Source organism: Nocardia sp. NPDC059691 (genome assembly GCF_042733915.1).
Lineage (GTDB): Bacteria > Actinomycetota > Actinomycetes > Mycobacteriales > Mycobacteriaceae > Nocardia > Nocardia sichangensis.
Map to the genome: position 1 here is coordinate 189,431 of NZ_JBHWFB010000005.1, position 11,692 is coordinate 201,122.

At 66.7% G+C, this 11,692-nt stretch carries 8 protein-coding genes; 4 read left to right on the forward strand and 4 right to left on the reverse strand.

Annotation, left to right across the window (positions count from 1 at the left end; translation table 11 throughout):
• The first annotated feature begins 74 nt into the window (after positions 1 to 74).
• Both eccB and ACFV2O_RS13470 read left to right on the forward strand, forming a co-directional pair.
• The gene (gene eccB, locus ACFV2O_RS13465; RefSeq protein WP_379252015.1) at positions 75 to 1,556 is read left to right on the forward strand and encodes a type VII secretion protein EccB; all 1,482 of its coding nucleotides are present in this window, start codon (positions 75 to 77) and stop codon (positions 1,554 to 1,556) included.
• 96 nt (positions 1,557 to 1,652) lie between these two features.
• Positions 1,653 to 1,886: a hypothetical protein gene (locus tag ACFV2O_RS13470; RefSeq protein ID WP_379252016.1), complete on the forward strand. Its 234-nt coding sequence runs from the start codon at positions 1,653 to 1,655 to the stop codon at positions 1,884 to 1,886.
• A 113-nt stretch (positions 1,887 to 1,999) separates the two neighbouring features.
• Here ACFV2O_RS13470 and mycP read toward each other — a convergent pair whose 3' ends face one another.
• Together mycP and eccD are read right to left on the reverse strand one after the other, a co-directional pair.
• A complete protein-coding gene (gene mycP / locus ACFV2O_RS13475; RefSeq protein ID WP_379252177.1) occupies positions 2,000 to 3,367 on the reverse strand; it encodes a type VII secretion-associated serine protease mycosin in 1,368 nt (455 codons plus the stop codon).
• Positions 3,368 to 3,479: 112 nt separating this feature from the next.
• Positions 3,480 to 4,946 (reverse strand): type VII secretion integral membrane protein EccD, encoded by a 1,467-nt coding sequence (gene eccD, locus ACFV2O_RS13480; protein ID WP_379252017.1) that lies wholly within the window; start codon positions 4,944 to 4,946, stop codon positions 3,480 to 3,482.
• A 170-nt stretch (positions 4,947 to 5,116) separates the two neighbouring features.
• Between eccD and eccCa the strand changes: the two genes are divergently transcribed.
• Together eccCa and ACFV2O_RS13490 are read left to right on the forward strand one after the other, a co-directional pair.
• On the forward strand, positions 5,117 to 9,148 hold the full coding sequence (eccCa, locus tag ACFV2O_RS13485; protein ID WP_355076241.1) for a type VII secretion protein EccCa: 4,032 nt from the start codon (positions 5,117 to 5,119) through the stop codon (positions 9,146 to 9,148).
• Positions 9,148 to 10,575 carry a type VII secretion-associated protein gene (locus ACFV2O_RS13490; RefSeq protein ID WP_379252018.1) on the forward strand — a complete coding sequence of 476 codons (1,428 nt, stop codon included), beginning with the start codon at positions 9,148 to 9,150 and terminating at the stop codon, positions 10,573 to 10,575. The genes eccCa and ACFV2O_RS13490 overlap by 1 nt, the downstream gene beginning before the upstream one ends.
• Positions 10,576 to 10,676: 101 nt before the next feature.
• Here ACFV2O_RS13490 and ACFV2O_RS13495 read toward each other — a convergent pair whose 3' ends face one another.
• Entirely contained in the window at positions 10,677 to 10,979 is a 303-nt protein-coding gene (locus ACFV2O_RS13495; protein ID WP_355076245.1) for a WXG100 family type VII secretion target, read from the reverse strand.
• A 36-nt stretch (positions 10,980 to 11,015) separates the two neighbouring features.
• Positions 11,016 to 11,333 carry a WXG100 family type VII secretion target gene (locus ACFV2O_RS13500; protein ID WP_039795679.1) on the reverse strand — a complete coding sequence of 106 codons (318 nt, stop codon included), beginning with the start codon at positions 11,331 to 11,333 and terminating at the stop codon, positions 11,016 to 11,018.
• Positions 11,334 to 11,692: the final 359 nt, after the last annotated feature.

The following is an 11,692-nucleotide window of genomic DNA, read 5'->3' on the forward strand; positions in this document are numbered from 1 at the left end:
CGGCCGAGCTGAACAACAGTCCCCGGGAACTGTACTGTGTTCGGCGAACGCGAGCACTGTTCGGGGGAGGAATAATGGCTTCGAAACCCACCACTCGCTGGCAGGTCAGCGGTTACCGCTTTCTGGTCCGGCGGATGGAGCACGCCTTGGTGCGCAGGGATGTGCGAATGCTGCACGACCCCATGCGTTCCCAGTCCCGCGCGTACGCGGCCGGTCTGATCCTGGCGTGTGTCGCACTGGCCGGATGCGGCGTGCTCGCGTTGCTGCGCCCGCAGGACAAGATCGGTGACGCCAAGATCCTGATCGGCAAGGACTCCGGCGCGGTCTACGTGCGAATCGACGACGTGGTGCACCCGGCCCTCAACCTCGCCTCCGCCCGCCTGGCCGCGGGCGAAGCCGCCAAGCCGGCCACCGTAAAGGATTCCGAACTCGGGAAGAAGCCGCGCGGCCAATTGATCGGCATCCCGGGCGCTCCCGGCTCGCTGCCCTTCGACAAGGAGGGGAAGGGGCGCGCGTGGACGGTGTGCGACACCCTGCAGCTCGACGGCACCAACAAGGCAACCACTTCGGTGCTCATCGGGGACCTGGAACTCGGCGCCAAGGCTTCCGCAATGGAGTCGGGTAACGCTCTGCTCGTCAAGGGCAAGGACGCCACCTACCTCGTTTACGACAACAAGCGCGCCCGCGTCGACATGAACAACAACGCGGTGACCGAGGCGCTGGGCATTCGCAATGTGGCACCGCGGCCGATCAGCGAAGGCTTGCTCAATGCGATACCCGAGGTGCAGCGAATCGAAGTGCCGCACATCGACGATCGAGGCGCGCAGCCGACATACACCATCGGTGATCATCGGATCGGCGAGGTGGTGCAAGATGCCGCGACGAAGCAGTATTTCGTGGTGCTGCACGATGGCAGGCAGGAAATCTCGCAGCTGACCGCCAATATCATTCTCAACTCCGACCCGGCGGCGGGCCGCAATCCGACGATCGTCCCGTACGAGAAGACCTATTCGCCCATATCGACGACGCTGCCGGTGAAGGACTATCCGGCCACCGCGCCCGCGCTCGTGCAGATCAAGGATCGGCCGGTCAGCTGTCTGTCGTGGAAGCCGATCGCTGCCGCGGAGGGCGGTGGTGGCAATCATGCCGAGCTTTCGCTGATCACCGGCGTGAGTCTGCCGATGCGGGAGGATGCTCGCCTGGTGCCGCTGGCCCAAGCCGACGGTGACGGTCCCAACGTGGACTCGGTCTACTTCAAGCCAGGTTCCGGCGCCTTCGTCCAGGGCACCGGCATCGAGCCGGACAGTCAGCGCAAGGACAGCATGTTCTACGTCGCCGATACCGGCGTCCGCTACGGCATCAAGGATGCGGAGGCGGTCAAAGCGCTCGGCATGAGTTCGGATTCCGGCGTGCGGCAACCCGAACCGGCGCCATGGCCCATCGTCGGCCTGCTTGCCTCCGGGCCGACTCTCAGCCGTCAAGACGCGATGGTGGCCCACGACGGCGTCGCGCCGGACGCCAACCCGGCGAAAGAGCTTGTCAAAAATGCGAATTGAGTTCGGGCGCGCCTGAGTTTGCTATTGATGTCGCTTCCGGTACTCTCCGATCCGGCGAGAGGGAGTCTCGCCGCAGAAAGGGAGGGATTCACTGGAATGAAACACGTCGCATACAAACTGGCGATCGCTATCACTGCCGCATTCGTGGTCGGCACCGTCGCCGCGTCGACTGCCGCAACCGCTGAACCGATGCGTACCAAACACGGCATGACCTACAAGGAATGCATGACCACCGGCAAGGACAGTTTCCGGCGGATGTACGGCAAGGAAGCGGTCTGCGTCGAAGACGGCTACGGGTACTACAAACTGGAGCCCGCGCGCGGTCAGTAACTCCGCGGCGTCATCTCGTTTTCGAGATCGTTGAAGCATGGTGGAGAACTGATAATTGCGGCCCGTCGTTCGACGGGCCGCAATTGTTTCGTCGTGCGGTTATCGAGTCTTTCTCACTGGTCCTCGCGGACGCCGAATCTGCGGCGGATCGGGAACGAGGCGAGCATGCCCAACACCAGTAGTATCGCGACGCTGCCGCTGCCGATCAGCGCTACGTTTCGCGCCCGATTGTCGGGTGGTGGGGCCGGTGCCGGAACCTGCAATTGCACCCTCGAGGCTGCCGAGGGCCGCTTGGGCGGCAGCGTTTTCGGCACTTCGGCGGTCAGGGCGGCGATCGGATCGACGGCACCGTAGCCGATGTAAGGGTTCCACCCCTCCGCCGGGGCATGGGCGGTGGCCTCGATGCGCTTGATGACCTCCAGGGCGCTCAGCTCCGGGAAACGGGCTCGCACGAGGGCGGCTACCCCTGAAACCAGCGGGGTGGCGAAACTGGTGCCTTGAATCGGCCCGAGCTTTCCCGCTTGTTGGACGCTGCCGAGTTGGACCGCGGTTCCTTTGCTGTTCGGGTCATTGAAGAGTGGATCGAGGGAAGTGATGTTCTCGCCGGGAGCCGCCACGCCGAGCCATGGCCCGGGCACGGTGAACGTAGATGGCTGGCCGTTTCCGTTGATGGAACCGACAGAGAGCACATAATCGTCATAGCGGGCCGGTGATACGTTCAGGTTCACCTTGCTCCATGGGTCGGCCGCTGGGTCGAGCGGGTCGATCACCGGATTGGTGCCCTTGCAGTCTGTACTCTCATCGAGGTTGCCTGCTGCGACCACCACGACCACGTCCTTCTCGATCGCGGCGTACCGGACCGCGGCACCCAGCTCGGTATCTTCGAAAGGCGCAGAAGTCGGCCTGCACGCGACCTCGGAGATATTGATGACGGTAGCTCCCATGTCCGCCGCGCGACGGATCGCCGACGCCATGGTGCGAGTGGTGCCGTATCCCTGGGGTAGCGCATCGGGCCCTTTGTCCCGATTTGCTCCTTCCTTCTGGTACAGCTTGCTGGTCTGGCGGATGGTAAGTATTCGAGCCTGCGGGGCTACCCCGGAGAAGCCCTGACCGTCGACCTCTGTCGCGGCGATCAGCCCCGCGACCAACGTCCCATGCGCATCGCAATCCTCGGTTCCGTCGCTATTGCTCACATAGTCGCCGCCCGCGATCAACCCCGGCAGGCGCGGATGGCGTGCGACACCGGTGTCGATGACTGCCACGAGTTGACCTGCGCCCTTGGAGAATCGCCAGGCGTGCTGCAAGTCGAGGGAGCGTTGTGCGTCCGGCGTCGAGGGTCCGTTGCCTCCCGAACCGGTACTGACGCACGGAGTATTGGACGCCCGCTCGGTCTTGTCCGGCGGAGCGGCCGGCTCGCCCGGTGGCGGTGCCGTGTTCGGGCTCACGGTGGGCTTCTCCGCTTGCGCAGGAGGGATTCCCATGGTTGCTCCGAGCCCGACGGAGACGCTGAGCGCCAGCACGCAGACCGCCGTGCTCAACCGAACCGCTCGGAAACAACTGTCGACCCGCTGTTTCGAACTCATCGCTCCGAGCTCACAGCCCGCGAACGAGTGCGTAGAGGTCCGCCACCCAGAAGACCAATGGCAGGACCGTGGCGACGAATGTGTACTCGAGCAGTTCGACGCCGCGACGCATCGGTGGGGTGGCCGACTGGTTCGGGATGATGATGCCGAGGATCAGCGCCGCGATCAGGACCACCATCGCCGCGCCGAACACGGCCAGCGGCTGGTGCATCGCGAAACCCGCGCCGACCAACATGATCAGCACGATGCCCGCGCCGCCGGAGATGAGCACGACGGCCTGTTCCGCGCCCGCGTAGGTGCGGCTGCGGAACATCAGCACCACGGCGCAGACCAGGGCGAGCGCTATGCCCGGCCAGTACGGGTCGGCGGAGGCCGGGTCGGTGGCGCCGAGCGCGCCGACGACGGTGACCAGCGTGGTCGCCGCCACCAGGCCCGCGAGGTACATGCGGGCGCGTTCCGACTTCACCCGCAGCACCTCCATGGTCGGCAGCGCGCGGTGATCGTCCGGGTCGTCCTCGGTCGGATCGATGGGTGTGCCCGGCGAAGGCACCGGTGGCAGTGGCAATTTCGCCAGCAGCATGGAGACTCGCGGGGCCAGGGACAGGCCGCCGAGCCCGAGCGCCGCCGCGCCGGCGCCGATCGCCCGCTCCGGCTGGTCGGTGAGCAGGCCGACCAGCGCCGCGGGCACCGCGTAGGTGGCGAGCGCGGCCCCGCCGATGAACAACGCGAGCCCGACGCCGGTGACCCGCCACGCCAGAATCGCCGTCGCCCCGGCCAGGACCGATCCGAGCAGGATGTGCGCCCAGCCGTAATCGTCCGGCACGTAGAGCATTCCCGCGCTGAACGCCGCGGGCAGCGCGCAGCCGCCGAGCACAAGCGCGGTGCCGTTGTCGCCGTACATCCTGCTCAGCACCATCGCGGTGACGACGAGCAGGATCGCGACCACCAGCGCGATCGAACCGCCGACCCCGATCGGCAGCGAGCCGGGGGACAGCAGCAGCCCGAGACAGCCGACGATCATGGTGAGCGCCGCGAGCACCGAGCCGGTGATCCGCGCGACCCGAGGGGTCCAGCTGCGGTAATGGTCGGCGTCGGCGATCGCGACGTTGTACATGATGTCGTCGAACAGCGGTGTCGGCGCGGTGTGCGAAGCGCTCTCCAGCATCAGCAGTTCGCCGTCGCGGACGCCGTGCTCGCCGAGGCTGAGCGAGTTGGAGAACGGCGGATGGCCGATCCGGGCGAGCACCCACTCCGCGGGCTCGTAACGCTCGCCCTCGTTGTCGAAGTCGTTGGAGCGGCTGTGCTGGGCGACCATGTCGACCACGCTCGGAATCACCAGCGCGACCGGCACGTCGACCGGTATGGCCATGTCGACCTGAGTGTGCTTGGCCAGAATCGTCACCCGGGCGAGGTCGGGGGCGCGGACGATCCCGCGCGAGGATTCTTCGTCGATGTGGTCAAGTCGCGCGTGCGTCAAGCTTCCCCCAACTCGGTCTTCTACCTCGTGATTCCACGACTCGGCGGGCCGGGGGCGAGCTTGCGAACCCTCGGTCCGGGCAGCAGAATGCTGGTCGAACTGTACGACATGTCGGCTGTGACCTCTACACTGAGGCCGAATCACAGCTGGCCGAAGGGGGAATCTCGTCGATGAGCACTGTCCGCTTCCAGCGCCGTGCGCGCCGCGAGATGCCAAGGACGCCCGGCGGCGAGGTCACGCTGCAACCCCCGCCCGAAATCCCCCGGGTCACACCGGGAAACCTCGTCCTGAAGCTCATGCCCGCCGTGATGGTGATCGGCATGGTCGGCATGATGGCCCTGATGTTCACCCAGGGCGGCGGCATCGCCTCCAACCCGATGAGCATGATGTTCCCGCTCATGATGGTGTTCTCGATGGTCGGCATGTTCGCGGGCCAGGGCGGGGGCAAGGGGCAGAAGGCCGCCGAGGCCAACGAGGATCGCAAGGACTATCTGCGCTACCTCGACCAAGTGCGCAAGGACGTCGACGAGACCGCCGCTCAGCAGCGCGCTTCCGTCGAATGGAGCCACCCGGAGCCGGAACTGGTCTGGATGCTCGCGGGCACCAGCCGCATGTGGGAACGCCGCGCGGGGGACAAGGACTTCTGCCACGCGCGCATCGGTCTCGGCGGCCAGCGCCTTGCCACCAGACTGGTCGCTCCTGAGACCGGTCCGGTCGAGGAGCTCGAGCCGATCGCCGCGGTCTCGCTGCGCCGCTTCGTGCGCGCTCATTCGACCGTGCCCGATCTGCCGACCGCCATCGCGGTCAAGGGCTTCGCCACCATCGCGCTGGACGGCGACCGCGGCCAGGCGCGCGACATGACCCGCGCGATGCTGGTGCAGCTGTGCATGTTCCAGGCTCCCGACCAGGTGCTCGTCGCGGTCGTCTGCGGGCCGGACACCGCGCCGGAGTGGGAGTGGACCAAGTGGCTCCCGCACACCCAGCACCCCGACGCGCAGGACGGCATCGGTACCCAGCGCATGTTCTACGGCTCGATCCGGGAGGCGATGGCGGGGTTGCATCCGTTGCTCGGCAACCGGGTCCGATATTCGCGCAACCAGCCCGCCAACGCGAACATGGTGCATATCGTCATCGTGGTCGACGGCGGTCTGCTCGAGGCCGAGGACGATCAGTTGCGCGAATCCGGCTACGAGGGCGTCACCATCATCGACCTGTGCGGCTACGCGCCGCGCCTGGCGGTATCGCGCGGCATCAAGATGATCGTCGAGAACGGCGAGTGCGTCGGCCGCGGCGCGACCGGCAATCAGGAGCGGTTCGCGCTGATCGACCGGATCAGCCCCGAGCAGGCGCAGCAGGTTGCGCGCAGGCTGGCCCCGTACCGTGCCGCCACGCAGCGCAGCAGCGACGTGGAAACCGATGACGCCGACGTGATCTCGACGTGGGCGCAGCTGATGGGCCTCGGTGACATCGGCACTTTCAACCCGGAGCACGCGTGGCGGCCGCGCTACGGAAGGGAACGCCTGCGCGTCCCGTTCGGTGTGGGCGCCGATGGCCTTCCGGTGGAACTGGACATCAAGGAGGCCGCCGAGAACGGCATGGGCCCGCACGGCCTGTGCATCGGCGCCACCGGCTCCGGTAAGTCGGAGTTCCTGCGCACCCTCGTGCTCAGCTTGCTGGCCACGCACTCGCCAGACCAGCTGAACCTGGTGCTGGTCGACTTCAAAGGCGGCGCGACGTTCCTCGGTTTGGAGGGCGTTCCGCACGTCGCCGCCGTCATCACCAACTTGGAGGAAGAGGCCGATCTCGTCGACCGCATGAAGGACGCCCTGGCCGGTGAGATGAACCGCCGCCAGGAAGTGCTGCGCGCGGCGGGCAACTTCGCCAACGTCTTGGAGTACGAGAAGGCCAGGGCCGCGGGCGCCGACCTGGACCCGCTGCCCGCACTGTTCGTGGTGCTCGACGAGTTCTCCGAACTGCTCACTCAGCACCCGGATTTCGCGGAGTTGTTCGTGATGATCGGCCGCCTCGGCCGCTCGCTGCACGTGCATCTGCTGCTCGCCTCGCAGCGACTGGAGGAAGGCAAGCTCAAGGGCCTGGAATCCCACCTGTCCTATCGGATCGGCCTGAAGACGTTCTCCGCCAACGAATCTCGTCAGGTGCTCGGTGTGCCGGACGCCTACAACCTGCCGAACAATCCCGGTGGCGGCTACTTGAAGGCCGACTCCGGAGAGATCCAGCGCTTCCAGGCTTCCTATGTCTCCGGCGCGTATGTCGGCGGTGGCTCGCAGCGCGACATGACCGTCGCCACGCAGTCCGGTGAAATCGATGTCAGGGCACGCGCGTTCACCGCTACCCATGTCGACTTCCGGGCGGCGGACCGCGTTCCGCTGCCGCCCGAACCGAGCCTGGAACCGGAACAGGACGAGGACGGCGAGCAGCTGTCCAACCTGAACATGCTGGTCGCCCGGATCCGCGGCCACGGCCGCCCGGCGCACGAGATCTGGCTGCCGCCGCTGGACGAGGCGCCGACGCTCGACCAGCTCGTCCCGCGCTCCGTTCTCACCGGCGAATACTCCCCGGTGTCCACGCTGCGTGCGCCGATCGGCATCGTCGACCGACCCTACGACCAGCGTCGCGACCCGATGGTCATCGACCTGTCCGGCGCCCGCGGCAATGTCGCCATCGTCGGTGGCCCGCAGTCCGGCAAGTCGACGGCGCTGCGCACACTCATCATGGCGATGTCGTTGACGCACACCGCCGAACAGGTGCAGTTCTACTGCCTCGACTTCGGTGGCGGCACCCTGGCGAGCCTGCAAGGGCTGCCGCACGTCGGCTCGGTGGCCAGCCGGTTGGACGAGGACCAGGTCCGCCGCACCATCGCGGAGATGACCACCATCGTCCGGCAGCGCGAGGCGCGCTTCCGCCAGCTCGGCATCGAATCGATGACCGATTTCCGCAGGCTGCGCGCGATGGACCCGGCCGCCAGCCCGGGCGCCGCGGGCGCGCACGAGGATCCGTTCGGCGACGTCTTCCTGGTGATCGACGGTTTCAGCTCGATCCGCCAGGACTTCGAGATGCTCGAGCAGACCATCATGAACCTCGCCGTGCAGGGTCTGTCCTACGGTGTGCACGTGGTCATCGCGCTGAACCGCTGGGCGGAGGCGCGGCCCGCGCTCAAGGATCAGATCGGCACCAGGATCGAGTTGCGCCTCGGTGATCCGATGGACTCCGATCTGGGCCGCAAGTTCGCCTCACTGGTTCCCCAGGGGCGGCCGGGCCGCGGTATGACCCCGGAGTGCCTGCACATGCTGACCGGCTTGCCCCGCATCGACGGCAGCTCCGACCCGACCGACCTCACCCAGGCCGTCGCGGACGCGGTCGCCGCCATCGCCAGGCTGACGCCGGGCCGGCACGCGCCGCAGGTCCGCATGCTGCCCGAACAGCTGCCGCGCGAGCAGCTGCTGTATCTGGCGGGCGATTGGCCCGCCCAGGTCGACCCGAATGCGAAGTGCCTGCGAATCCCGTTCGGCATCAACGAGTCCGAGCTCGCGCCGGTCTACATCGACTTCGTGGAGAGCCCGCACTTCATCATCATCGGCGACACCGAATCGGGAAAGACGACGCTGCTGCGTTCGCTGATCGAGGGCATCGCCGCGTCGAACACCCCCGATCAGGCTCGCTTCATCATCGGCGACTACCGCCGCGGCATGCTCGGACTGGTTCCGGAGGGCTATCTCGCGGGCTATGGTTCCACGGCGCCGCAGTTCACCCAGAACATGAACGACCTGGCCGCGTATGTCGGCAAGCGCACGCCGGGCTCGGACGTCACGCCGCAGCAGTTGCGGGATCGTTCGTGGTGGAGCGGACCGGAGTTGTACGTCATCATCGACGATTACGATCTGGTCGCCACCTCCGCGGGCAACCCGGTCCAAGCGCTGCTCGAACATCTGCCACACGCCCGAGACCTCGGCTTCCACGTGATCATCGCCCGGCGCTCGGGTGGTGCGAGCAGGGCGATGTTCGAGGCGACGTTGGCTCGAATGCGTGATCTGGGCTCGGCGGGCCTGATCCTGAGCTGCAGCAAGGACGAGGGCGTCCTGATGGGCACCAAGCGACCGAGCCCGATGCCGCCGGGCCGAGGCACCTACGTCACCCGTAATGTCGAGGGCCTGGTCCAGACGGCGTGGATGCCGTTGCCCTGATGTCCGAGGTCGAGCTCGTCGTCACCGAGGCGCGTATCTGGGCGCGTGGCGCCGACACGCACTGTGACGCGCCGCCGTCGGTGGTCCTGGGCAGCAACGGCTTCGACCTCGTCGTGGGGCAATCGCTGAGCCCGCCTACCCACGTCGGTTCGGTGGTGCAATTCGTGCCCGCCGATGCCATAGCTTTGCCACCCCGCACACCCTCGGTGGTGGACGCGATGAGCGCCGTTTTCGCGAGTGTGCTCGAGCATCTTCGTGTCGAGACTCCGTGTGCCCGGATGACGTTGGTCTGCCCGACCGAATGGGGCGCGGCCCGTCGTGGCGTGCTCGCTCAGGCGGCGCGCCGCGTGGCCTCGGATGTCGTGTTCGAGGACATCGCGGTCCGTTCGGTCGGGTCGGACGAGGGCACCAGCCACAGTCGGCGAACGCTGGTACTGGAGTTCGGCACGCTGGCCACCACGGCGTCGGCGGTCATCCGAAGCCATCGCGGCGTGCATATCGAATCCTGTGAGCACGAGCCGACGCTCGCGTTGGCCGAGATCGAGAGCGGATCCGCGGGCTTCGCCGCTCTGTGCAACCTGATCACTCGGTTGCTCGACAGCGGCCCGATCGACCTCGTGCAAGTGGCGGCTCTCAGCGATACCAGAAAACTGGACTTGCTCCGTGAGGCGGTCCAGCAGTCCATAGGTGCCGATGTCGAGCTGCGTGCGGTCGCCGGTCCCGATCTCGTCCGGGGGCGGCGGACCGAGGCACGCGAAGTCCACGCCGCGCAGACACAGTGGATGCGACCGCTTCGCGAGCGTGCCGCGACACGACAGCCTCGATATGGCGCCGCGCGTATCGCGATCGCCGCGATCGCGGCCGTGGTGGTCGTCGCGTTGACGATCGTCGGTGCGGTTGTCTTGTCCGGTCGCCGCGGAGAAGAGACGGTAGCGGCGCCCAGCACGGAAGCGGCGTCGCGGACCGCCGCACCGCCGCCGGTCGGCCCGCCGGCCGAGGCGGCACCGGAGGCCTTCGGCCGAATCCGATTCCGTGTCCCTCCCGGCTGGCGTATCGCCCAGTCGCCTGACACGGGGCGCGCTCGTGTCGATCTGGTACCCGACGAGGCTGCGCGGCAACGGATTACGGTAATGCAGGCGCCGCTGACGGCGTCGTCCAGTTACGCGCAAGTCGCGGCGAAGCTGGAAGCGCAGATCGCGCAGCGTCCGCCAGGGGTGCTGACCGACTTGCAGCAGGATGTGATGTTCGGTGGCCGTTCCGGCTTGGCCTACCTGGAACATCCCGGAGACGGATCAACCGTTCGCTGGCATGTTCTGTTGGAGTTCGGAATTCAGCTGAGTATCGGTTGCCAGTACGCAGGAGACGAATGGGGGCAATTGGAAGCCCCGTGCTCGCATTTCGGGGATACGGTCCGCGTCGTGCCGTGATGGGCGCGGGCACGCAGACCTAGCCGATTTTACTGCGGCGCAGAATGATTCGAGCCCCCGGCACCGAAGTACCGGGGGCTCGAATCAGCCGAGACGGGATCTCAGAAGAGGCCCGCCAGCGCGGTGTCGGTACCCTGCAGGTCCGAGTTGCCACTGCTGACCAGCTTGCCCGCGCTTTCCAGCGTGGTGTTCAGCTGGGTGACCTGCGTGTTCCACTGGGCCTGCAGCGAGGCGAACGCGTCGTTCGCGTCACCCTTCCAGTAGTTGGTCACGAAGTCGGTGACCTGCTTGTGGAAATCTTCGAGCATGGTCATGACGCTGCGCGCTTCGGACACGATGGCCTGGGCGCCCGCCTCGACCTCGCCGAAGTTCGAAGCAATCCGACCGGGATCGTTCGCTACCATGGGGAGCTCCTTGTTGTCTGTGGTTCGGCTATCGGATCAGGGAAGGTCCAGGCTGGAGGCCTGCGCGGCCACCTGCTGGGCGAACTGCTGGTCCTGATCGGCGAACTTCCGTCCGGCGTGGGCGAGCTTGTCCGACGTCTGGTCCAGCTGGTCGTTCAGCTTCCGCGCCTGGGCGAAGTAGCTGTCCATGAACGTGTCGAACGCCTGACGAGCCGCACCGCTCCAGGTGGCGGTGGTCTGATCCGACTTGCTGTTCAGTGCGGTGATCGCGGTTTGCAGATCCTGGTGCCGCTGCCGGCAGTTGTCCACAAACTTCGAGATCGCCTCTTCGCTCGCTTCGAGCTGTCCTGCCATTTCGGCTCCTTTCGGTTCCCGTCTCGGCCAACGGCGGAAGCCTCAGTTGGCCTGTACATCTGATTGGACGCGGTGCGGGTCTGATCGGTTCCATCCGACTCGAGAAAGTTCGGCATCGCCCCACGGGATCAGGCCCTGCGCCCCTCAGCCCGGCTCGTCCGTAGATTTCGGCGGCCGCGCACGGGCCTGCTCGGAAGACCACGATGCGATCCGGGTCTGCATGACTTGTAACGCCAGCGCTCGGCTCCCCTCCTTCCCCCTGCTCGCTGCTGTAATGATCGGCGAGTGGGCTGGCTGCGGTACACCTTACCGAACGCCTAAGTCCGCCGCTACCAGCAGAATGACGAAATCCGGTGGTC